The organism is Shewanella sp. S23-S33 (assembly GCF_043359565.1).
GTDB lineage: Bacteria > Pseudomonadota > Gammaproteobacteria > Enterobacterales > Shewanellaceae > Shewanella > Shewanella oncorhynchi.
The window spans coordinates 176,049-198,294 of the sequence record NZ_JBHFFD010000061.1 but is presented as its reverse complement, the minus strand read 5'-3'; the positions used below and the strand labels follow the sequence as shown (position 1 = coordinate 198,294).

General features: G+C 44.9%; 22 protein-coding genes. 10 read left to right on the top strand and 12 right to left on the bottom strand.

The window, feature by feature from the left end:
- The first annotated feature begins 24 nt into the window (after positions 1-24).
- From hpf to mgtE, 5 genes are all read left to right on the top strand, one after another.
- A complete protein-coding gene (hpf, locus tag ACHA99_RS16830) occupies positions 25-312 on the top strand; it encodes a ribosome hibernation promoting factor (RefSeq protein ID WP_006083070.1) in 288 nt (95 codons plus the stop codon).
- 2 nt (positions 313-314) lie between these two features.
- Positions 315-758, top strand: coding sequence for a PTS IIA-like nitrogen regulatory protein PtsN (ptsN, locus tag ACHA99_RS16825; RefSeq protein ID WP_006083071.1), 444 nt, complete (start codon positions 315-317; stop codon positions 756-758).
- Positions 755-1,609, top strand: a complete 855-nt coding sequence (gene rapZ, locus ACHA99_RS16820) for an RNase adapter RapZ (RefSeq protein WP_113939979.1) — start codon at positions 755-757, stop codon at positions 1,607-1,609. The genes ptsN and rapZ overlap by 4 nt, the downstream gene beginning before the upstream one ends.
- Positions 1,596-1,871 carry an HPr family phosphocarrier protein gene (locus ACHA99_RS16815; protein ID WP_006083073.1) on the top strand — a complete coding sequence of 92 codons (276 nt, stop codon included), beginning with the start codon at positions 1,596-1,598 and terminating at the stop codon, positions 1,869-1,871. Before rapZ ends, ACHA99_RS16815 begins: the two co-directional genes overlap by 14 nt.
- Before the next feature lie 250 nt (positions 1,872-2,121).
- Entirely contained in the window at positions 2,122-3,486 is a 1,365-nt protein-coding gene (mgtE, locus tag ACHA99_RS16810) for a magnesium transporter (protein WP_113939980.1), read from the top strand.
- Between the two features lie 79 nt (positions 3,487-3,565).
- Here mgtE and ACHA99_RS16805 read toward each other — a convergent pair whose 3' ends face one another.
- A complete protein-coding gene (locus ACHA99_RS16805) occupies positions 3,566-4,402 on the bottom strand; it encodes a molybdate ABC transporter substrate-binding protein (RefSeq protein ID WP_393943976.1) in 837 nt (278 codons plus the stop codon).
- Positions 4,403-4,667: 265 nt separating this feature from the next.
- Positions 4,668-5,357, bottom strand: a complete 690-nt coding sequence (locus tag ACHA99_RS16800; protein ID WP_173497922.1) for an OmpA family protein — start codon at positions 5,355-5,357, stop codon at positions 4,668-4,670.
- Positions 5,358-6,029: 672 nt separating this feature from the next.
- Here ACHA99_RS16800 and ACHA99_RS16795 point away from each other — a divergent pair.
- Entirely contained in the window at positions 6,030-6,263 is a 234-nt protein-coding gene (locus ACHA99_RS16795; RefSeq protein ID WP_106649408.1) for a transposase, read from the top strand.
- A 738-nt stretch (positions 6,264-7,001) separates the two neighbouring features.
- On the opposite strand, the gene ACHA99_RS16790 is transcribed toward ACHA99_RS16795, so the two are convergent.
- On the bottom strand, positions 7,002-7,862 hold the full coding sequence (locus ACHA99_RS16790; protein ID WP_028759534.1) for a PA4780 family RIO1-like protein kinase: 861 nt from the start codon (positions 7,860-7,862) through the stop codon (positions 7,002-7,004).
- Positions 7,863-8,088: 226 nt separating this feature from the next.
- On the bottom strand, positions 8,089-8,487 hold the full coding sequence (locus ACHA99_RS16785; RefSeq protein ID WP_393943973.1) for a hypothetical protein: 399 nt from the start codon (positions 8,485-8,487) through the stop codon (positions 8,089-8,091).
- Between the two features lie 201 nt (positions 8,488-8,688).
- Here ACHA99_RS16785 and ACHA99_RS16780 point away from each other — a divergent pair, with 201 nt between their 5' ends.
- A complete protein-coding gene (locus ACHA99_RS16780) occupies positions 8,689-9,237 on the top strand; it encodes a DUF2799 domain-containing protein (protein ID WP_113939984.1) in 549 nt (182 codons plus the stop codon).
- A 55-nt stretch (positions 9,238-9,292) separates the two neighbouring features.
- On the opposite strand, the gene ACHA99_RS16775 is transcribed toward ACHA99_RS16780, so the two are convergent.
- Positions 9,293-10,051 carry a phosphatase PAP2 family protein gene (locus ACHA99_RS16775; RefSeq protein ID WP_168825790.1) on the bottom strand — a complete coding sequence of 253 codons (759 nt, stop codon included), beginning with the start codon at positions 10,049-10,051 and terminating at the stop codon, positions 9,293-9,295.
- A 224-nt stretch (positions 10,052-10,275) separates the two neighbouring features.
- On the opposite strand from ACHA99_RS16775, the gene ACHA99_RS16770 reads away from it, so the two are divergent.
- Positions 10,276-12,216, top strand: a complete 1,941-nt coding sequence (locus tag ACHA99_RS16770; RefSeq protein ID WP_263169175.1) for a GGDEF domain-containing protein — start codon at positions 10,276-10,278, stop codon at positions 12,214-12,216.
- A gap of 137 nt (positions 12,217-12,353) precedes the next feature.
- On the opposite strand, the gene ACHA99_RS16765 is transcribed toward ACHA99_RS16770, so the two are convergent.
- From ACHA99_RS16765 to ACHA99_RS16745, 5 genes are all read right to left on the bottom strand, one after another.
- Complete coding sequence (locus ACHA99_RS16765) at positions 12,354-13,187, bottom strand: HNH endonuclease (RefSeq protein ID WP_173497169.1); 834 nt, start codon at positions 13,185-13,187, stop codon at positions 12,354-12,356.
- Positions 13,188-13,520: 333 nt separating this feature from the next.
- On the bottom strand, positions 13,521-14,351 hold the full coding sequence (locus tag ACHA99_RS16760; RefSeq protein ID WP_393943970.1) for a hypothetical protein: 831 nt from the start codon (positions 14,349-14,351) through the stop codon (positions 13,521-13,523).
- A gap of 97 nt (positions 14,352-14,448) precedes the next feature.
- Positions 14,449-15,162, bottom strand: a complete 714-nt coding sequence (locus tag ACHA99_RS16755; RefSeq protein WP_393943968.1) for a LysE family translocator — start codon at positions 15,160-15,162, stop codon at positions 14,449-14,451.
- Positions 15,163-15,299: 137 nt separating this feature from the next.
- Positions 15,300-16,142 carry an AraC family transcriptional regulator gene (locus tag ACHA99_RS16750; protein ID WP_168825528.1) on the bottom strand — a complete coding sequence of 281 codons (843 nt, stop codon included), beginning with the start codon at positions 16,140-16,142 and terminating at the stop codon, positions 15,300-15,302.
- Positions 16,143-16,418: 276 nt separating this feature from the next.
- A complete protein-coding gene (locus tag ACHA99_RS16745; protein ID WP_393944039.1) occupies positions 16,419-18,476 on the bottom strand; it encodes a TonB-dependent receptor in 2,058 nt (685 codons plus the stop codon).
- Between the two features lie 327 nt (positions 18,477-18,803).
- On the opposite strand from ACHA99_RS16745, the gene ACHA99_RS16740 reads away from it, so the two are divergent.
- Entirely contained in the window at positions 18,804-19,619 is an 816-nt protein-coding gene (locus ACHA99_RS16740) for a substrate-binding periplasmic protein (RefSeq protein ID WP_393943965.1), read from the top strand.
- A 147-nt stretch (positions 19,620-19,766) separates the two neighbouring features.
- On the opposite strand, the gene ACHA99_RS16735 is transcribed toward ACHA99_RS16740, so the two are convergent.
- A complete protein-coding gene (locus ACHA99_RS16735) occupies positions 19,767-20,729 on the bottom strand; it encodes a hypothetical protein (protein ID WP_393943963.1) in 963 nt (320 codons plus the stop codon).
- A 1-nt stretch (position 20,730) separates the two neighbouring features.
- A complete protein-coding gene (locus tag ACHA99_RS16730; protein ID WP_263200633.1) occupies positions 20,731-21,117 on the bottom strand; it encodes a PadR family transcriptional regulator in 387 nt (128 codons plus the stop codon).
- A 411-nt stretch (positions 21,118-21,528) separates the two neighbouring features.
- On the opposite strand from ACHA99_RS16730, the gene ACHA99_RS16725 reads away from it, so the two are divergent.
- On the top strand, positions 21,529-22,200 hold the full coding sequence (locus ACHA99_RS16725) for an excalibur calcium-binding domain-containing protein (RefSeq protein WP_393943961.1): 672 nt from the start codon (positions 21,529-21,531) through the stop codon (positions 22,198-22,200).
- The last annotated feature ends 46 nt before the right edge of the window (positions 22,201-22,246 follow it).

The following is a 22,246-nucleotide window of genomic DNA, read 5'->3' as shown; positions in this document are numbered from 1 at the left end:
CAGTGGATATCGGAGGACGTTTCTATGCAAATAAACCTAAGTGGACACCATGTCGAAATTACCGAATCGTTACGTGCATATGTAGAAGAAAAGTTTTCAAAACTTGAACGCCATTTCGAACAGATCAATAATGTGCACGTTGTGCTCAATGTTGAGAAAATGCAACAGATTGCCGAAGCGAGAATAAACCTCATAGGTGGTGAAGTTTTTGCTACTTCAGAGCATGCTGACATGTATGCTGCTATAGACGCCCTGATTGACAAGCTTGACCGTCAGGTTATTAAACACAAAGAGAAGTTAACAAAACACTAATAATGGAACTTTGTACCATACTGCGGCCGGAGTGCACTACCTGCGCCACTCCGGGCAGCAAGAAAAAGGTACTGGAACTCATCAGCGACTTAGTCGCTGCCCAGTACCCGACCCTCTCATCTCAAGAGATATTCGAAAGCCTAGTGGCGCGCGAAAAGATGGGGAGCACAGGTATAGGTAACGGCATCGCCATTCCACATGGTCGACTAGCCGATATAGATCAGCCCATTGCCATACTAATTAAGTGTGAAGAGCCGATAGCATTTGATGCTATCGATAAGCAACCTGTTGATATTTTATTTGCACTACTGGTGCCTGCAGACCAATGTCAGCAGCACTTAAGTACTTTGTCTTGCATGGCCGAAAAGCTGAGCGACAAGCAAATATTAAAGCAATTACGCAAGACGCATGATGAAACGGAACTCTATCAGGTAATCACTGGATGAAACTGGTCATAGTGTCGGGCCGCTCAGGCTCAGGCAAATCTGTCGCCCTTAGGGTACTCGAAGATCTCGGCTATTATTGTGTCGATAACCTTCCCTTGCCATTGATTGGCAGTTTGCTTGAGCAACTCAAAGGCAGTAACGATCTCGTCGCCATCAGTGTCGACGTGCGTAACATGCCTGAGCAGGATAAGGTCTTAGTAAAACAACTCGCTAGCCTACCTCCAGATACTGAGTTAACGAGCTTCTTCCTTAACTCCAGCGATAAAATTCTGCTTAAGCGTTACAGCGAAACCCGCCGTTTGCATCCTTTGTCGAAGAGCCGAGTCTCTTTGCAAGAAGCGATAAAGCTGGAGGGAAAACTGCTCGAGCCTATGTCAAAACTGGTCGATCACTACATAGATACGTCGAATCTGAATATCTATGATTTAAGCGACCAAGTCAGACAAATTCTCCTTGGTAGTGTCGATAAAGAACTCGTGATCAACTTCGAGTCCTTTGGCTTTAAGCACGGAATGCCCACCGAAGCCGACTTTATGTTCGATGTGCGCTTCCTGCCCAATCCCCACTGGGAGTTGGCGCTGCGGCCATTGACTGGCTTAGATGAACCCGTAGCTGAGTTCTTAAATCGTCAACCACTGGTCAATAAGTTCATCTGGCAAATCGAAAATTTACTGGAGACTTGGCTGCCGCACCTCGAGCGTAACAATCGCAGTTATTTAACGGTAGCCATTGGCTGCACAGGTGGACAGCACAGATCGGTTTACGTCGCAGAGCAATTGGCCAAACGCTTTAGTAACGGTAAACATAAAGTTTATGCCCGTCATCGAGAGCTCAACAATGCCAAAACTTGAACGTCAGATAACCATCTGTAATAAGCTCGGTTTACATGCCCGTGCCGCCACTAAGTTGGTGGTACTGGCTTCCGAGTTTGATGCGACCATCACCTTAATCCAAGGCGATAAACAAGCATCGGCCGCCAGTGTACTTGGCTTACTGATGCTTGAAACTGGCATGGGTAAGACCATCAAGCTTATCGCCGAAGGCCCAGATGCAGAGCCGGCGCTCGATGCCATTTGTGCCTTAATCGACGCTAAGTTTGACGAAGCCTGTTAGTTTCACTTCACACTAAGCACTTCATCGTTAGTTTCACTTCATGTCTAGTTTAAAAAACTTGCCATTCACACATGGCAAAACATTTGTCGCTCGACGATACAAGCCACAGGCGATTACACTAGCGGTCATTGCGCTGGCGCTGGCCTTACCTTAGCCGTCTTAATCTATGTCATCGACTGACGCTTAGTCACCGTAAAATCCTAGCCCAACACTAAGATCTCAAACCAATTTGCCGCACAATGGAGGACAAATGCCCGTAGATAATGCAGAAAACGATCACACCGGACATAGTCTTGACCAGTTAAACCAAGCGCTTAGCAGCGGCATGTTCGTACACGTGCGCAATATGCTGCAAAAAATGGCCGCCTCAGATATCGCGCTGATCTTAGAATCATCACCGCCAAGTGCCAGACAAGTATTGTGGCAGCTCATCGATCAGGAACAAATAGGTGACATACTCGATGAGTTGAGTGAAGAACTCAAAGACCCACTGATCCGCAGCATGAGCCCTGAGCGAGTCGCGAAAGCGACAGCAAGCATGGACACCGACGATCTCGCCTATATTCTGCGAAGTCTACCCGACGCAGTTTACAAACAAGTGCTGCAGTCGATGACGGAACAAAATCGCCTGAGGGTAGAACAAGCCCTATCTTATCCAGATGAGACCGCCGGCAGCTTGATGAACACAGATACAGTCACCTTAAGACCCGATGTGAATATCGATGTGGTGCTGCGCTATCTTCGGCAAAGGGGCAACCTACCCGACACCACAGATACCTTATATGTGGTCGACAAACAGGACAAAGTCCTTGGCGGTGTTAGGCTGGCAGATCTACTGACTTGCGCGCCAAGCACCACAATTCGCAATATCATGGATCCCAATATTCAAAGTATTCCGGTGAGCATGTCCGACAGCGAAGTCGCGCAGAAATTCGAACGCAATGACTGGGTATCGGCACCTGTCGTCGACAGTGATGGTAAGCTGCTCGGGCGTATCACAATCGATGACGTAGTCGATGTTATCCGCGAAGATGCTGAACATTCCATGATGGGTATGGCGGGGATGGACGGAGATGAAGATACCTTTGGTCCTGTACTAAAAAGTACCCTACGTCGCTCGCTCTGGCTCACGATTAACTTATTCGCCGCCCTGCTCGCCTCGTCGGTCAGCAATATGTTTGAAGGCACTATTGAGCAATTTGCCACTATCGCCATCCTAATGACGATTGTCCCTAGCATGGGCGGTGTTGCCGGTAATCAGACCTTAGCGCTCGTGATCCGTGGTATTGCTTTAGGACATATAGGCCAAAGCAACGCCCGCTGGCTTATCGGTAAAGAGCTATCGATTGGTTTTCTCAATGGCTTGATGTGGTCGATTTTAGTCTTTGTCGCCGTGTGGCTATGGAAGGATGATATGGCACTGGCGGGATTAATTGGTAGCGCGATGCTGATCAATATGACAGTAGCTGGGCTTGCAGGTGCGAGTATTCCATTGATTTTAAAACGACTTAAAATCGATCCTGCCCTCGCTGGCGGTATGGTGCTCACCACAGTCACTGACGTGGTTGGCCTGTTCGCCTTCCTCGGGTTAGCGACGCTCTACCTGATGAACTAACGCTTTAACAGTTTGAGCTAATAACAAAAACGGCACCTCAAAGGTGTCGTTTTTTATCCCGCTGGAAAGCTAAAAAAGGCTATTTTACCGGAGGTTGAAAACCATAACTGCTCAGAATCGCTTGACCTTTTGTCGATAGAATAAACTCAGCTAACGGCTTAGCGGCAGTATTAGCGCCTTGTAAAACCAGTAAACCATAGTCGGCACCCACGGCAAGTTCCTGCGGTAAATCGATGATTTGTAAACTCGGCACTTCTTTTTTAGCCAGCACAGCATTAGTGCAATAGGTTAAAAAGATATCCGCTTGCTTGTTTTCCATCACCCAGCCATAGGGATTGCGATCTTTAGGCGGTTTAACACTCTCAGGGCCGCCCGTCAGTTGTAATGCCTTGGTCTCTAACGCGGCTTTCGCATTGGGTTTTACCGCTTCGGCCTTAGCAAAAACGGCCCAGGCATAATCACCCGCGGGGTCGGCTTTCGGGGTTGAGGTGCCGACTTTAATCTTAGGATCTAACAAGGTATCGAGTAACGTCGAACTCGTCACCTGAACTGTGTCTTGAGCAACAGCGCAGAGTTGATTACGGGCAAACATTTGCACCGCTTCGCCCTGACCCGAATCCACTAATGCCTGTGGATGTTTCATATTCGCCGAGGCAAAGATATCGACTTTCTCGCCCTCTTGAATACGTTTTAACAATAAACCTGAGGGCGCATATTGCGCTACAACACTCATTTGCGACTGTGCTTGATAAGCAGCAATAATATCACTCATCGCAGCCTTTAAACTGCCTGCGGCGCGCAGTTCTATCGACGCACCTCCTGTGGTCACTTCGGCTTTCATCGGCACTCCTTGTACAGCCGTCACCATGATGACAGGACTTAAACTCAAGGCTACTAACACATTTTTGCTTATCATAGTCATATTCTCCTTTAGGCACTAAAAGTCATTCTTGTGACTTATTCCCATACAGAACGTGAAATCGATAAAGGGATCAAGCTGAAGTCATCCCAAGGTAATTAGCAGTGATATGTTTGTGGTGCAGGTCACTCAAGGTGCGCTTCATAAAGGACAAATTGTCTAATTGAAGCACGGCAAGCTAATCACTCAATTAGCCCACCACTGAAAACAAAAAAGTCGCCTCTGGCGACTTTTTCAGCGAGAACTTTGCGCTTAGACCAGACTATTTACCTGTTGGTATTAGTACGATCTCAACGCGGCGGTTTTGTGCTCGGCCATTTGCATTGGCATTTGATGCAATAGGACTCGCTTCACCCATACCTTTTGATTTTACACGGGCAGAGGCAACGCCTTTATTCATCAAGTAATTACCCACTTCGCTAGCCCGGACCTGTGACAGACGTAAATTGTAAGAGTCTGAACCACTGCTGTCGGTATAACCTAATATGTTGAGCTGCGTTTTGCTGTATTCCTTGGCCACAACCGCCACTGAATTCAGCACACGTTTAGCACCGTCGCTTAACTCGGTTTGATCTACGCCGAAGGTCACTTCATTAGGCATATTCAAAATGATGTTATCGCCGTTACGGGTCACACTCACGCCCGTTGAGGCTAATTGTTGGCGTAATTTAGTCTCTTGCACATCCATGTAATAACCAATACCACCACCGACTGCAGCGCCCGATGCAGCACCAATTAAGGCACCTTTACCGCGGTCGCTCTTGCTCGAAGATACCACCCCAATTGCGGCACCCGCGACTGCACCAATCAACGCGCCACTGGTCGCTTTAGCGGTTTGTTCTTCGTTTGAATAGGGATTGATTGTTGTACAACCCGATGCAACTAGCGCGGTCGTCAATACCACTATGGCTAACAGGGATGGTTTAGATTGCACTGCCTGAAAACACTTCATCATTTATAACCTCTTTATATGATTGATGACTGTGAATACCGCTCAAAAGGGCAAGAAATATCACGTCCATTAGGTAATACGAATGACCTAGGGATTGCCACAAAGCAGGCAGTATATAAGCAATTGCGCTGGAGACAATCCTTTATCCATCTTCAATTATGCTAATCCAGATTTTAGTCAGCAAAGATACAGATTTCGGGCTTCAATCATGGCTTGTACCAGCCAATTAAATATCAAGTCTATGGCACCGAAATAGTGCACCTTGCACCTTTATTGGCAGCACTAAAAAATAACGCCGTTTTAATCGAAGGCGCAATCCAATGATTTAAAAGGTTAAAATAAAAATTAGAATATTGGCACGAATTTTACATACTACTAAGTGAGTAGACAGTCAGACGCGGTAAACATCGCCGAAAACTAGAGTCGACTTCAACAGGATTAATCCAAATTAAATGGACCTATCGAGACAGAAAATGGGCTCGAGTATTTAGGGTCATGAAGGAGGAAGTATGAAAAAGGTCATGAACTTTATCGCACTATGTCGCCACGAATGGATTTGTCTGCGCCATCTAGGTCTGAGCCAGTGGGATTTAGAACAGCGTCACTATCATCAATAAAAGGCAACGCAAACGGTCATATTTTGGTTCGAAGGCAGTAAAAGAGGGAACGCTCATGGGAATCGCAGAAAATAGTCTCAAGCTACATGTTATCACCGAGGTTAAAGTACAAGGTCGCTTACTGTCGGATGTTGCACGTCAATACGGTTTATCTGCCAAGGCAGTCTACCAATGGGTGCGAGAAAGCGATCTGCAACCCCAGCAAAGAGAATGCGCATTAATGAGTGAGATTGCCCAGCTACAGAAAAAAATTAAACAGCTCAATCAAGAGCTACGCACGATAGGTTAAGTGCTGCATGGCAATTGAGTGCCTGTACAACAAGCTAAACGTGCCCGAATAGACAAGGCCGGACGAGATTGCATATCGCCCTGCTGATAACGCTAACGATGTAAAAGATGTGCTAACAACAATAATAACAGCGCCCTTTTTAGTCCGGCCTTGTCGTCCAAATTGATGAACCCAGCGAAGATTGGGAAATAGTATTAACAGCAACAAACGGATAGGGACAATGCAAAAGTTTCGGCAAGACTAGGGAGGGAGTTATCTCCCCCAAGATCAAATATGTGAATTGTGCTCCCCCAAGTCATGAACATATTTCTCTCTCTGGCCTTGTCATTTTATTCACAGGATCAATGATGATCCAGCACTGCAATGAGTGTAGTGCGCCAAGGAAGGCCTTGATTGGTATTACATAGATTGACTGAAGAGTGACCAAGGTTTCGGCAAGGATTGAGGGAGTTATCTTCCCCAAAGATTAAATATGTGAATTGTGCTCCCCCAAGTCATGAACATATTTCTCTCTCAACTCTTGTCCTTTTATCACACTGTTCGATGATTGCTAGCTTGTTTGTAGCAACAAGGATGGCCCCAGCTTCCATCGGGGATTAAGCCAAGGATTGGCTAACGCCAAAAATTAAATAACAATAATAAAATCAATAACAAAAATAATAATTTCACTTAATTTTTAGCATAAAAAAGACGCTACTTTGAGCGTCTTTTTTATGGGTGAAAAACAACGACAGACGATTAATAGTCTTCTTCGTTTGCCTCTTGGATCCGCTGCTTACGCTCTTGTGCCTCTTCAAAGGCTGCTTGGATTTCTTCCAAGACCGCACTAACATCGGCTTCAACCAGCACTTCGGTAAACTCACCCGTTAATGGCGTTTCAGGCTTCAATTCACCGGCTTCAAACAAGGCCCAAATTTCTTTGGCGTATTGTGTTTTTAGCAGCTCAGGAGCATACAAACCATAGTATTGAGTCATGTTATTCACATCACGCGCTAACATCCATTTGGCATGGTTATTCGCCGCGGCATCGACCGCCTGAGGCAAATCGATAATCACTGGCCCTTCACTGTCAACTAACACGTTAAACTCAGACAAGTCACCGTGCACTAACCCAGCACAGAGCATACGTTTGACATAGGTCATCACCAACGCATGATCCTTCAAGGCTTTTTCTGCCGACATACTGACATCGTTTAATCTCGGCGCGACATTGCCCTCGGCATCCGTCACTAACTCCATCAGCAACACGCCATCGAAACAACCGTAAGGCGTTGGCACCCGCACACCCGCATTCGCTAAACGGTAAAGTGCTTCAACTTCAGCATTTTGCCAAGCTTCTTCCTGCTGATCGCGGCCAAATTTAGACCCTTTTTCCATCGCACGCGCACGACGACTGTTACGGACTTTTCGGCCTTCTTGATATAACACAGCTTGCTTAAAACTGCGCTTGTCCGCTTCTTTATAGACTTTGGCACAGCGGATATCATCACCACTGCGTACAACGTACACAGTCGCTTCTTTACCGCTCATTAACTGGCTAATGACCTCATCGACCAGTCCTTCATCAACCAGGGGTTGGATTCGTTTCGGAGTTTTCATAGCGCCCTTATACCTTACTTAGGCATGATATGGAATACTGCGGGCAAATCTTCATACAAAAGCGGTCTCCAGCGGAAGTTTGATGAATATAGTTTAGGATTGTTAAACGAATTTTAAGTAAAAACTAATGCACTTGCGTGTTAAACACAATACCAGATTTACTCAGCGCTTTGGCAAAGAAAGAGACTGAAAATACCACTTTAACTAAAAGAATATTCTTTTATGCTCACCCCAATAAAACCAGACTCAAAACGACAAGCCATATTCCACGGCGAATATGCCAATCCAAGCCAGTTGAAATAATACCCAGAACTAAATTGGTGCAGGAACTTAACTCAAACAAGGCAATCACACTGCCCACAGTCGCCGCCGCTTTCAATATTTGGCCTGCACTGTAATAGGTGTCGTTTGAACTCTTAACGTCATCTACATCATCCGCACTAGGCTCAGATATTTTACTCGTTGCAGTGCCATCAAAACTGACCTCAGCTTTGGGAGCCGCCAGCCCTAATGCACCATAGGTAAAGGATTTAAGTCCGCTTGGCTCGGCGGTATCAAGGGATTGATGAGCCGACTTAACTGCCGGTAATGAAGCTGAATACGCAGATGAAATAAGTGAAATCATAGCGAGCACCAAAGCAGACATTTAAAGTGTTAACCACAAACTAACACAATATCAGCTGGTTATCATGCCTTCATCCGCTAAACTGTGATGGATTCAGCCCAACAAAACGCATCTATGACCGTATAAACGGCGGTATATATAGCTAGATCTCCCCCATAAGAGCCTTTATCCTAAACGCCACAACATATAGAGAACTTATCCATGCACTATCCCAGCATTTTCCTCGCACTTTCAGTCTTATCCCTGACTCAATGCAGCAGCTTATCTATTGAAGAATGCGCCAATAGTGATTGGTTTGCCCTTGGGCTTGCCGATGGCAACCGTGGGACAAGTTCTGGGCAATTAAATCAATATCAAAAAGATTGTCGTGAATTTAATCTCAGTGTCGATACCGCGCAGTGGAAACAAGGATACCAGCAAGGGTTAGCCAGTTACTGCGTGCCAGAAAATGGCTACCGCGTAGGCTTAGCGGGAGAAAGTTATTATGGGGTTTGCAGTAATAACCAGTTTGTTGAGCGCTATAACCAAGGCCATCAACAATACCTGACCAACAAACGTTTAACTGAGATTGCCGATCGCTTAAATACCATAGAGAGAGAAATAAGCAGTCTTGATGGCAAGATCAATAATCTCACCGACAAGGCTGACTTATTGAAACAGAAAAACAGCCTACTCAACGAAAAAAACCAACTGTTAGATGAAAGATCTCGCCTACGCAGACCTGATATGCGCTTCGAATTTAGATTTTAAGCCATAAAAAAATACTGAACCCAATAAGGACTCAGGGCGTTAGCTTCGCAGCTCGTTATTTTTGCGGTATTCCACTACTTGCAACCTTGAACATTTGACCCAAAGCGACCAATTTAGACTTTCTAAACGCAGGCGAGCGCAGAAAAAACACATAGTAGAGTAGGCTAGCGGACGTCCATGCTATAGCTAAACTCCATAAATCATGACTCAAGAAGTGGGCGCCGCGTAACTCTTGGCCAATGCCAAATACTAGGCCTAAACTCAACCCAAAGATTAATCCAAACTTAGCTAAATGCGGGCGATACTCACGCAGCACGTAATACAAGGCAACCCAAGCAAACCCGCCGCTGGCATGGCCACCCGGGAAACATTGACCAAACTCAGCACTTTTAGGTAAACGAGAAAACAAGGATGAATGTATCATCTGGCCGCCAAACTCAATCACATCCCACGGGCAGGTCATGTGAGTAACGCTCTTGCCAATTCGGACCAGCAACACACTCGCCAATACGCTACTAAATAGGTAAATCAGGCCCTTGCGGTACGGTTTTACCCTGTCACTTCGAAAACTAAAGGCAATGCCGACTACGACACTCACCGCCAGCAAGATGACAAAGTTACGCCCAGTGACATGCAGTAAATCTTCGGTCAACCAATATCCTCTCAATGGCCAAGAGTCGATGCCCCCTTGCCAATGAAATAACAAAGTCGCGACTTTCATATCAGCGTGAGTCCATTCAAGCCCCACTATGATCACTGCAAACACTAAAAGCGGCGTAATTAAATGCCCCTTAGCAAAATCCATAAATGTCATCATAACTTTATCTTTCAGATAGTTATTCACTAATAAATCCAAAAATCAGAACATTTAGTGTTAGAGTACCGTTGAATTCTTACCTAACACTTAAGAGATCTAATAGCGCAGCATTTAAGATAGAACCGAGATTTTGCAGTAACTAAATTTATCGAAAAGACTCACATCATGAGTAAAAAGACTATAGTTTATGAATAGTATCGCGCCTCTAGGACTGAGCATTCATGCCATACAACCTCGCCATTAACCAGTCTCAAAAAGATCGTTTATTTGCCGACATTGCTATCGACACAGACAAAATCGTTGTTCCCCAAGAAATGGTTGATAACTGGCAACAAACCTTAGATTTGCTCTCTGAATTAGTCGACACCCCCGCCGCTTTGATCATGCGTGTCCATCAAACCGATATTGAGGTCTTTACCTCGAGCCGCACCCAAGGTAATCCCTATAAAAAACATGATAAAGACAGTTTAGGCCACGGGCTTTACTGCGAAACAGTGATCAAAGAAGGTAAGGAACTCCACATTCCTAACGCCCTAAAAGATAAAAACTGGGACAAAAATCCTGACATTAAACTCGGCATGATCGCATACTGTGGTTTACCTTTACGTTGGCCAGATAGCAGTGCCTTTGGCACTATCTGCATGCTCGATAGCCAAGAGCATAATTACCGCCAATCTTTTCGCAGCTTACTCGCTCGGTTTCAAAATGGTATCGAAGCTAACCTAGTCACCCTTTATCAACAGGCTAAGCTACAACTGCACAATCAGCAGCTAGAGCAAAAAGTACAACAGCGCACCCATGAACTCGCCGAACTTAGCGGTAAGCTCATTAAAGAAATCGAAAACCGCACCTCCACCGAAACCTCACTGGAATACCATAAAAGCTACGATCCGCTCACGGGATTACCCAACCGCATCAATTTGATTAATAGTCTGTCGATCATGCTCGAAAAAGTGAATCGCAAAGAAAAGATTTCAGTACTCTATCTTGGGCTGCGTAATTTCAAATCCATCAACGACAGTTATGGTTACCTGATTGGCGATAAAATTCTCACGATTCTCAGCCAACGTTTACAGCACTATACCGATGAAAACACCTTTATCGCCCGCATCGCTGGCGCCGAATTTGTGATTATTCAAGCCCACAAACCTTCGAATAACGAAACCAATAAACTCATCAATAAAGTGCTTAACTGCTGTAATACCCCCTTTGGTGTGGCTGATTTTGTAATCACGATTCCCTCGAGCATGGGCATAGCACAAGCGCCTATGGATGGTATCGATGCAGCCATCCTGCTGCAAAAAGCCGGAGCGGCCATGACGATAAGCAAGGCTGATGGCTCAACTCACAGCTTCTTTAATCAAGATACGCAAGCCGCTTTAAACCTACGTTATCAACTGGAATCCCACTTGGTCGATGCGCTGAACAAGAACGAATTAAGCCTGCATTACCAACCCTTTATTAACTTAAAGACGAAGCAAGTGATTGGTGCCGAAGCCCTACTGCGCTGGCATAATCCCATCCTTGGCAATGTCGCCCCAGACAGATTCATCGCCTTAGCTGAACGTAATGGCCAGATTATCGATATTGGCAATTTTGTATTGCATACCGCGCTGTCTCAGGCGGCAAAATGGTGTCGCGAGGTAGGCCAAGAGTTTAAAATCGCCATCAATATTTCCCCTTTGCAAATGCGCAATCCCCGCTTTAGCGAACACATAGCCGACTTACTCACCCTCTATCAATTGCCCCCCACCGCCTTAGAACTTGAAATTACCGAAGGCATGCTGATGCAGGATGAACACATTGCCCACAATGCCATCCAAAAACTACAAGAACTCGGTATCCGCATCTCCCTAGATGATTTTGGCACAGGCTACTCATCCTTAAGTTATCTACAAAAATACTCTTTCGACACCTTAAAAATCGATCGCTGCTTTATTAGTAAACTCGAAGAAAACGAACAAAATAGAGAGTTAACAAAGGCAATTATTGCCATTGGTAAGAAACTGGACTTGGAAGTGATCGCCGAAGGCGTAGAAACCCTAGAACAAGATGCCTTTATTCGTCACGAAGAATGCGACTTAGGCCAAGGCTACCTCTACGGTAAACCCATTACCGCAACACAGTTTGAGCAGGCATTTATCCATAAAAAAGAGCATTAATTTCATCCTTAATGCTCTTTTATTTCGCGAATTAAAACCGACTGAATAATGCTGCGTGAATTGTCATTTCCACAGAATGTTATAACTCACATTTGGGACAAAATAGGTTAATTAAGGTAGATTAGTACTCAATTTTTTCATTTAACACTTGAGATATCTAGTTTCAGTTTGTAGTTATGCTTAGAAACATATTTTGAAAGGTCGATCTCCTGAAAATATACTTTTTCAATTTCATTTCTAGCCGGAATAACTTCACCAACTCTAAACATACACTTTGCTTTGGGTGAAAATGGCAATTTTATATAATAGTTGTTGAACCTTACATCTAATTGATAAACTGCATCCTCACCTGCATTCTGCTGTCTAATAAGTTCTACATCCATAACATCAGGCAACCTAAAATCAGGTAGTTGATTCCCAACCAATATAAAAGGCCTGTGGTTTAGTTTTTCAAATCCATCATCTGAAAGCAGCCATTTTGTCGTATCATCGAAATCAGACAGATATTTTTCAGGTAAAATTGAAACTAGGATCTTCACCCATGCTTTATATACATTAACTCCCGCAAAGGAACGGCCTTTTGTCTCCAGTATAATGTCTTTTAAATAGTTACTGCTATGGTCAGGAAATTCTATATTTAAGGAACTGACATCACTAGATAGTTTGATTCCACCAAGTGCTTGCATTGTCCTACGCCCATTCTTTCCCTTTAACTTAGTAAACCACGAAGGAGTAACAAACTCACTCAAATCCCTCTCAATTTTACGACCGAAATATTTGTTGCACTCGTCACATTCATCTAAAGTGAATATGCTTTTATTTCCTAATAACTCGGGAATAGAATGTGATTTATTACGATACGATGCTTTACTCGACTTACAGAATCTGCAAGAACCGCCTTTATTTCCTATTTTTACTAGAGGTAATATTTCATAGTTTTTTTGGATATGTCTTAGCAATATATCGTACATCATGACTCCTTACCATTTACACTTTTCGAATAAGTGAAACAAACACTAATGGACGAATTGAACTGTAATTTGCTGCGTGGATAATCATTGTTCTTGTAGTCACATTGTAGCATTACAAAAATTTGGTCAACAGTCCGACGCGACAAGCGTAGTTTTGCGTGGTGCTACCATGAAAAGGGGCATTAACTTTTTAGGACGGATTTATATATTGAGAACTTACCTAAGATTAGCATTGTTGCCACAGTGACTTTCTAAAATATGGAAGATTAAAGCAGCGACCATCAACATAGGGTCGCGGCTTTAAATCTCACTCATAGGGATATGGAAACGAGACTAGTCTGCTTTAATAACGGCTTGTGTCAGTATTTCTTGGTCATTCTTAAACACCACTAGCTCGCCTAGAGGACTATCGCTGCCGCCTAAGACGGTGACATAACAATAATACTGGTATGGGCCGCTGCGAAATTGGTATGAATGATTCCCCCCGCTGCCATCAAATACAAGTTTGCCTTTATTCAGCACTAAATCTGGCTTTTCGCTCAATGACTTACCCTTTGCCCATGCGGCATAGCGGTATTGGCTGTTCCCCATATCATCGACACGAATGGTAAACTTGGCGGTCTCCCAAGATAACGCTGGGCTGACAAATTCACTCACACTCGGATGTAATGCCGTTTGTTGCTTAGCAATAAGCTCTGCTTTCAGTTTTACCTCTACCAGTGTTTGATAGTTAATGGCGATGATCTTGCCATCAAAATCCAGCCACACAACACCGCTACCGAGCATAATGCCGCGCCAGCCCATTGTCTGCCAATCGGCTTCAATCTTAGAATGGGCGATCTGCTCAAGCAGCTTAGGATCAAAAACCTGATCGAAACGTGCGATCATTTCCTGCGTATTTTGAATCGCGGGGATAGGATATTCACGTTTAAGCGGGTAAGCCACACGCTTAGCAATCACCTCAAGATCATTGGCCTTGGCGGCGTCGATAAGTCCCTGCACCAGAGGGATATATTCCTGTGGCATGGCTTCATCAGCGGCGTTTGCATTGATGCTTAAACCCATAACGCTGAATATTAACGCCGCAGAAAACGCGATATTCATCAGTTTAACTTGGCTGGAAACAGCTAATTTGCTTCCCTTGAGTCGTGAGGCGAATGGCATCTTTATCCCTTACTCCAAATGTCTCTGCTGAGACTAAAGGCCAAGAATACCATAAGTGCCTCAGACTAAAACCTAAGGTGATTTACACTGCGCCTGACTAAGCAGTTAATAATAGGTTTGAGTAAATCGCCAAGGCTACCGACATAAAGATGACACCAATAACCACATCGATAACCGGTGTTAGTCGCTGCAATTTAAGTTGCACCTGCGCCTTTGACAACATTACCGCTAAAAAGCCAAACCATGCCAATGACAAAGACAACAACAAAATAGCGGAAGCGATTTTAGTGCTCGTTGTAACACTTGGGGTAATCAAGGCCGAAAAAAGGGTTAAGAAAAACACTAATGCTTTCGGATTCAATAGATTGGTATAAAGCCCAGTCAAAAAACCTTGCCTGCGTGACATAGCGCCACCTAAGCCACCAGCAACAGACACCACGCCTTCAACGTCACCAGCGCTAATGACAGCATCATCATTTGTCCCTGCATGGACTCTGGCACTCATTTTACGTTTAGCGAGTATCGCAAGACCGGCACGCAGGGCACCAAACCCCATCCAAGCGAGGTAAGAAGCGCCCACAATTTGCACTAAGAGATACAGAGTGTGCGAACTCTTAATGAGTAGACTCACACCGGTCAGACTCAAAATCGTATGAGCTAAAATGGCTATTGAAATCCCCACAGCGGCGGCAACCGCAGTGCTTCTGGACTGCTGAGTCGCAATCTTCACCATAATGGCAAAATCGGGTCCGGGACTGATTAAAGCAACGACATGGATTACAGCCAAGGTGAGTAATAAAGATAAATCCATAGATATGCGGCTCCGCAAAAAGGTTAATAACGATAACTGAGGCAGCCAGTATGGCAATTTGTCGCAGCGCTGAATTGTAATAAATTGCACTATTCAGTGTTTTTTAAAAACCAGCGGCGTCGAAAGACGGGGGGAAATTAGAGCATACGCCGCTGAAATTGCACTGGCGATAATAGGAATGCCTGCTTAAAAGCTTTGTTTAAATGACTTTGATCGAAAAATCCAAACTGCTGCGCCACATCCGCCACTAAAGCGCCATGACTTAAGGACTTTTTCGCCAACTCTAAACGCACCCGTTTAAGGTACGCATGGGGAGTCATCCCTGTTGCCTGTTTAAATTGCCGCAAAAACTGAAACTTACTTAAATTAACTTCATTGGCTAAGGTTTCAAGTTGAGTATTATGCCAAGGCTCATCGTGAATTCGCTGTTTCACTAAGCTCACCTGCAACTTAGATAACCCGAGTTGTTCACTCGGCTTAGATAGGCAAGATGAAATACCGCTTGGGTAACGCTCCAGCAGCAGATGAATAAAATTCAGTAAGTGGGACTCACCCGCAAGCGCACTGCATTGGCCTTGAATTAATAGCTCGTGTAGCTGAATAAAATATTGATAAAGCGTCGGGTCATCTACCATAGGCGCGCTGAAAAAGTGCTCCTTCAAACCCAGTTCTTGGCTGACTTCATTCATATATTCCACAGGGATCGACATCACTTTCACCCGATAACCGTCGGCATCGCGGCTCTGACCATCGTGGGTTTCGTCGGGATTTAAGGTCGATAAACTATGCTGACCAAGCTGATAACTGCTGCCCTTATTCACAAACTGCTGCGCACCTTGAGTGACTACGCCTAAGTGGTAATCCAGATGCACATGTTTATCAAAACTGAAATGCGTAAATTCCGCCTGACTCAGTTCTATGCCTGATAAGCTAGGATGACGCCAATAATTAATGTTTTCAATGGGTGTTGCAGTACTCATAACTCGCGGCGATTACCTATAGCATCAGCTGTAAAACAGGGGGAAACTCAGATCGACTCGTCATCATTCTAGCCTTCATTGTCAGCGCGGGAATAGTAAATTATTGCAGCCACATAGTTTGAAGCGATTTGGGCTTAGATTAGTGCTTAAATTAGCGCTTAAATGAGTGCCGCTGAAAAACAAAAGCGCCCAACTATCTGGACGCTTAATTGAGATACATTTTTGCTCGGCGACATACGTAATAACTTTCGATATCGCCTTAACAGATGAATACCACTAGAAATGATAACTCACGCTGACTCTCACCATTCGTGGCTCAACAGGATGATAATGCTGATCTTCAACACCTTCGGCTGCTTCGCCGGGCAAACGAGAGGCATAAAAATAATCTATGTCGTGATCTTTACTATCAAACACGTTTAGCAGCTCAAGCTTAGTGTCGAAGCGGCGGAACTCGTATCCTAATGCGAGGTTAACTAATGTGGTCGCATCAGCCTTGTGGTCATTAAAGCTGTCGAGCACCCGCTCGCCAAGGTGCCGCACGCGTACACTCGAATACAGGCCATCGCCGTCGGGTCGATAGGTGATGCCCGCACTGGCAACAAAGGGAACTGCGCCATCGATATACTTGCCCTCTTCAAATTCATTTTCAGTAAATCTAGCGTTAGTCCACGCTAATTCCATATCGATACTGATTGCCTCATTCAGCCAATAATAAGCCGTTAATTCAGCACCATAACGTTCAGATGCACGACTCGGCTCAGTGTTACCCGCATCGCCCACAAATACTAATTCTGAATCTAGTTGCAGATACCAGATCGCAGCAGAGAAATTAATAAAGTCCCTGTCATAGTATTTCACCCCAAATTCGCCGCCATTTGAACGCACGAGGAGATCGACTTTTTCGACCTCATCGCCACTCACAGGGTCAACCTTGATCGTTGCACCGCGTGCATCGTTCGAATGCAGCCCTTGGCCTGCATTAACATATAGCTCAAGATTATCGCTCCACAAATAAGAAGCACCGGCTTTGAGGCTGAACATACCATCGGACGCATCGCCACTGTTAAGCGGATTATCACTGTCGACCTGCACATCAAAATAATCGTAACGCAGCCCAAGATTAAAACGCCATTGATCAGCTGGCAGCCACTCAACTTTGCCAAAGATGCCACTCGACAACTCTTGCACTTCATCAAGCCTTACCGTATTCAGCCGTTGTCGCGCCTGAGTGTTATACAAACCCACTGCGCCAATATCGTCATAACGCACATCGCCGCCCACACTGTAATTCAGTTGAGTGCCACCAAGTGAAGTCTGCCAATCACGCTTAAGATCACCGCCCCAAATCGTGCGTTCATCGACTTGTTCAAACTCATCACCATTGATGGGATCGTTTAAGAAATAGGTAAAATTAGAGAATAAATTCATAGTCGAGCGAATGGCGTAGACATTTCCCTGCCAATCACCCGCATCGTAATTAGCTGAAACGCTATAACGGTTAGATTCACCGCCGACGTCTTTATCTAAAGATCCATAAAAATCAATTAATCCAGAATCCACCGCACGGGCGGGGATCTGATCCGCCGAATTCCAGCTGTTGTCGTAGGCCATCATAGTGACGCTCAAGTCACCCTCGCCGAGCCGAGTTAAATAACGCCCGACGACACTGATCTTACTCACATCCTCATCAATATCCGTCCACGGGCCATCATAGGTTTGTGCCTCACCACCCCAAATAAAATGCCCCATGTCAGTGTTTAGCTCCTGAGTCGCCACGAGTCGCTGGTAGCCATATTCACCCAACGTCACCCCAACTTGGTTATGGGGGAGTTGATCAGCCAGCAGTAATTGGGCAGCACCCGCGCCAGAAAAATCGGCCACCTCAGGATAATAAGCGCCTTTGGCATAACGGATCTCGCCTATAAGTTCAGGGATCAAAAAGTTAAGATCCGTATAACCCTGACCGTGCCCATGGGTTCGCATATTCACAGGCATACCATCGACTCGAGTATTAAAGTCTGTGCCATGATCCAAATTAAAGCCGCGTAAGAAATACTGATTCGCCTTACCCGAACCACTGTGCTGAGTGACTATCATCCCAGGAACAAATTCGAGGATTTCGCCGGTTCGTAATAGGGGTCGACTCTCGATTTCTGCCGCGCCGACTATCCCCTCAGATGCCGAAGTACTATGGCCTAAGGTGTTAATTTGCCTGCCGCGCACCTCAAGGCGTTCGATATTGTCCGTTGCCGCCTCTGCCATTACGGCACTCGATAAACAACAAAGAGGTAATAACCACGTCATTGATAACCAAAGCTTTGATAACCGCATTCCTGATAATCCCAGTCCCGATTTCATCCTTTCTTTCCTACTACAGGTGATAGACGGCAGGGATTTAACGCCTTATTTACAAGCAAAAAACCGATCAAGCTCAAACTCTGATGAATAAAAAACCAGCAAAATACAGGCAAATATCATTTCTATGTGCCGTATCGCACATTTTTAAACCCAAAAGGACAAAATGTCCGCCAGCAGATCACATTTCAACCGTGTGTTAGTGCGAAATCATGGAAATAAAATAATCTTGCTTGAATAAAAATGAACCCATTTATCAGGCTAGCTATACTCTAAATAACTCAACACTTTTAGAGACACGCTATGCAACGATGGAGCAATATGCACATTTGGAGTGTGTGGGTAGGCCTTTTCTTTTGTGTCTCGGTTCATGCAACCAGCAAATCAACAGCAGAAACCACAGCGATGATTGCTGATAAACCTATCATTACGATGGCGTTTTATGAGGACCCCAAACATAACTTCTACTTTAAATGGGCTGAACTGATTTACGCCCAAGCCTTTGAACGCTTAGGATATGACTTCTCCTATCAAGTGGTTCCCGCAGCCCGCGCCAGTATGATGGCGGACTCAGGTAAAGTGGATGGCGAGCCGGGGCGAGTATCTCGTTATGGCGAAAAGTTTACCAACCTCATTCGAATTGAAGAACCGGTTATCGATACCCATTTAATTGCCTTCGCCCACAATCCCGAAATCAAAATACCTGACTGGCAAGCACTGCAAAAGAGTCGATACAAGATCGAATACTATCGAGGCGTGTTCCTCGCAGAACAAAAGCTAAAGGGACTCATTCCTAAGGAGCGTCTGACTGAATCTTCGTCCCCCGCGAGCTCCTTTCGTAAAATGCTCCGCGACCGAATCGATATCTATATTGATACGGAGGCAAGCTCATTGGATCTATTACAAACGCCTGAGTTTCAAGGCAGCAAAATAATCGCGATTGCCACCCTAGAAGAACTTACCAGCTATGGTTACTTAAATAAACGTCACGCGGCACTCGCCGTTAATCTTGCTCGTGAGCTAAAACAGATGAAGCAAGAAGGCATATTTGACACCTACAAACAACAGGCCCAAAAATCGCTTAATAATGAAATGAATCATGGCGATACCCCAGAATAAATCAGCATCGACTGTAAAAGTCGTGGCTTACTTTTCTCCACAGAAGATGGCACTAATGTAAAAAGCCTGTTCAATCATACTGAACAGGCCATGTATTCGATGAAAAAGTGAATAAAACTCACCTACAAAACCTAGGCTAAACCTTACTTATTTGCTTGCGAGTTTACGCCAACGCAACCCATCGCGAATCACCTCATAGCCAGGGAACATAGCGGCAATCACTAGAGTATAACTTAGCCAATGTTCTAACTGTAATAACGTAAATTCCCCATTTAATTCAGCTCCTTGGTTTTGTACTTGGCTTTGTAATAGTGGCGAACTAAAGGCCAGAAAGACTAAGAACGAGGCATAAGCAAGATTGATCCCCATATTCGCCAGTAACAATTCAGTAGTCCACACTCGGCGGCGTAGTTGCCAGAGACTATTCCCCATAGACAGCAAAATAATAGGGCTAAACCATTGCAACAATTGCTGAGCACTGGCGCTGAAAATCACAGTCCGCGCAGCTAATTGCTCGCTACTCATCCACACAGAACACCAGATCACAAGTAAGAGAAAAAGATATGTCGCCAGATCGGTAAACACATCACTTAAACTAATATGCTGCCAACCGGGCCCAACCTTAGGCAAATTCTGCGGCTGCCATTTTTGGCAATTGCTGCCAGATAGGGGTTTCCCCTGAGCCGAGAAACTCCAAAAGGCTAACAGGATAGCGGTAAAGGCAAGACAGGCATCGCCAATAAAACCTTTAGCAATATGGTGGATAAATCCTAATAGATCCCCCCCTGCCGAGCCCAACCATTGAGTCGTGCCGCCCACAACCTGCAGCACAAACAAGACCCCAAGCACAGTGAAAAGTGTATGTTTAAAAAGCGGAATATCCTCAGAGGCAATAATAGGCACTGCCGGAACAAATTGCTGCGCGACCTTACAGGGATGACCCATTTGCTTTAATACCGCGGCAATTTGCGCTTCAGTCAATTCACCTTGTTCAGATAGGGCATCCAATTGATCGCAGATATTGGCTTTTAATTCACGGCCAATTTCCTGACGTTTGTTCTCGGGCAATTCTCGCTGCACCGCGGCGATATAGCGATCGACTAATTCCATATCAAATCTCCTCTGCACTCTCGTCTGAGCTTTTTATATCTGAGCTATTAGTGTCAGCGCTTTGCTCCAGTAAAAAAGCCAAGGCGCCATTAAGTTGCTGCCATTCATCGGTCAGTTGACTGAGCAACTCAGCGCCCAATGACGACAATTGGTAATAACGACGCTCACGCCCTTCGGCCTGTCGCCACTCACTATCCAACAATCCTTGATCGGCTAGGCGGCGCACTAAGGGATACAGAGTCCCTTCGTCAATATCGATACCGCCTTCCTGCAACTGTTTGCGGAGCGAATAACCGTAGTGGGCTTGTTTTAATAATCCCAGTACCGCCAACACTAATACCCCACGGCGCAACTCGAGTCGCATTTTGACTAGCTGTGAACTTGTCATTGTCGAATTCCTGTCCTTAACACTGTGTCACACACACTGTGCGCCACACAGCAAATACTATGCAGCACACAGTAATATTGCAAGTTTTAACGCACGTTTTTTGATCGATTTGTTTATTATTAATGCAATCTATTGTTTGTATTGAATTTACAAAAATGCCAACCGTTTCTGCTAAGTGCTCACATTTCCCCACCGCCATACACTCAAAGCGAATGAGTCACACATAAGCAAATTCAAGATAAAAAATTGCAAAACTTCCTATGCTTGAGTAACTTAGCTGCCAACATTGAATCGCTGACTCGTCAACCTAAGTACGGTTTGCTCCTTAAAAGAGATAAATAGGCACGACTCAAGTAAGTATTGATATTCAATAACTAAAAATATTAAGCCGTTAAATTAAGGACATAGAAAATGCTCATGGATAGAGGCGTACTGGTACGCTGGAACGATGAAAAGGGATTTGGCTTTATTCAGCCTGAAAAAAACGCAGCCCAAGATGTGTTTATTCACATTTCAGTGCTGAAAAAGATGGCGAGAAAACCCATAGTGGGCGACAGCATTCTGTTTCAAACGGAAGTGCAAAATGACGGCAAAAGAAAAGCGGTTATCGCCTCGATTGAAGGCGTCGCAGTCGTTGCAGCGAGTGCAACAACACGCTCCCACTCTCATATCCAATCACGCAATGAAAACTTCAACTTCAATAACAAAGACAAAGCGCATCGCCATAACTCACGAAAATCGTCCTTTAATACGATAATCCCGCTGCTAATAATCGTGGCCATCGTTATCTTTGGCTTTAAACAATACCAAGAATTCAATGAAACTCATGTATTAGATCAAGCCCCTGAATTCAATGAAGCATCAGTAATCACAAATGATGACACTCAGCCAATGCCCATGTATGAAACTAAAGCGCGAACACAAGCAACGGCAACACCAAGTTTCCAATGTGAAGCGGGTAAAACCCATTGCAGCCACATAAGTTCCTGTGCTGAGGCGACTTTCTATATCCAAAATTGCCCCAATACTCAAATGGATGGTGACGATGATGGCATTCCCTGCGAGCGTCAGTGGTGCAGTTAGCGATGCGACATATGTAAAGTCACGCGTATAACCTTAAGCCTGAGCA

Bases quoted from the DNA above. Each gene is read 5' to 3' on its own strand.
- hpf (WP_006083070.1), top strand. From the start codon at position 25: ATGCAAATAAACCTAAGTGGACACCATGTCGAAATTACCGAATCGTTA.
- ptsN (WP_006083071.1), top strand. From the start codon at position 315: ATGGAACTTTGTACCATACTGCGGCCGGAGTGCACTACCTGCGCCACT.
- rapZ (WP_113939979.1), top strand. From the start codon at position 755: ATGAAACTGGTCATAGTGTCGGGCCGCTCAGGCTCAGGCAAATCTGTC.
- ACHA99_RS16815 (WP_006083073.1), top strand. From the start codon at position 1,596: ATGCCAAAACTTGAACGTCAGATAACCATCTGTAATAAGCTCGGTTTA.
- mgtE (WP_113939980.1), top strand. From the start codon at position 2,122: ATGCCCGTAGATAATGCAGAAAACGATCACACCGGACATAGTCTTGAC.
- ACHA99_RS16805 (WP_393943976.1), bottom strand. From the start codon at position 4,402: ATGATAAGCAAAAATGTGTTAGTAGCCTTGAGTTTAAGTCCTGTCATC.
- ACHA99_RS16800 (WP_173497922.1), bottom strand. From the start codon at position 5,357: ATGAAGTGTTTTCAGGCAGTGCAATCTAAACCATCCCTGTTAGCCATA.
- ACHA99_RS16795 (WP_106649408.1), top strand. From the start codon at position 6,030: ATGGGAATCGCAGAAAATAGTCTCAAGCTACATGTTATCACCGAGGTT.
- ACHA99_RS16790 (WP_028759534.1), bottom strand. From the start codon at position 7,862: ATGAAAACTCCGAAACGAATCCAACCCCTGGTTGATGAAGGACTGGTC.
- ACHA99_RS16785 (WP_393943973.1), bottom strand. From the start codon at position 8,487: ATGATTTCACTTATTTCATCTGCGTATTCAGCTTCATTACCGGCAGTT.
- ACHA99_RS16780 (WP_113939984.1), top strand. From the start codon at position 8,689: ATGCACTATCCCAGCATTTTCCTCGCACTTTCAGTCTTATCCCTGACT.
- ACHA99_RS16775 (WP_168825790.1), bottom strand. From the start codon at position 10,051: ATGACATTTATGGATTTTGCTAAGGGGCATTTAATTACGCCGCTTTTA.
- ACHA99_RS16770 (WP_263169175.1), top strand. From the start codon at position 10,276: ATGCCATACAACCTCGCCATTAACCAGTCTCAAAAAGATCGTTTATTT.
- ACHA99_RS16765 (WP_173497169.1), bottom strand. From the start codon at position 13,187: ATGTACGATATATTGCTAAGACATATCCAAAAAAACTATGAAATATTA.
- ACHA99_RS16760 (WP_393943970.1), bottom strand. From the start codon at position 14,351: ATGCCATTCGCCTCACGACTCAAGGGAAGCAAATTAGCTGTTTCCAGC.
- ACHA99_RS16755 (WP_393943968.1), bottom strand. From the start codon at position 15,162: ATGGATTTATCTTTATTACTCACCTTGGCTGTAATCCATGTCGTTGCT.
- ACHA99_RS16750 (WP_168825528.1), bottom strand. From the start codon at position 16,142: ATGAGTACTGCAACACCCATTGAAAACATTAATTATTGGCGTCATCCT.
- ACHA99_RS16745 (WP_393944039.1), bottom strand. From the start codon at position 18,476: ATGCGGTTATCAAAGCTTTGGTTATCAATGACGTGGTTATTACCTCTT.
- ACHA99_RS16740 (WP_393943965.1), top strand. From the start codon at position 18,804: ATGCAACGATGGAGCAATATGCACATTTGGAGTGTGTGGGTAGGCCTT.
- ACHA99_RS16735 (WP_393943963.1), bottom strand. From the start codon at position 20,729: ATGGAATTAGTCGATCGCTATATCGCCGCGGTGCAGCGAGAATTGCCC.
- ACHA99_RS16730 (WP_263200633.1), bottom strand. From the start codon at position 21,117: ATGACAAGTTCACAGCTAGTCAAAATGCGACTCGAGTTGCGCCGTGGG.
- ACHA99_RS16725 (WP_393943961.1), top strand. From the start codon at position 21,529: ATGCTCATGGATAGAGGCGTACTGGTACGCTGGAACGATGAAAAGGGA.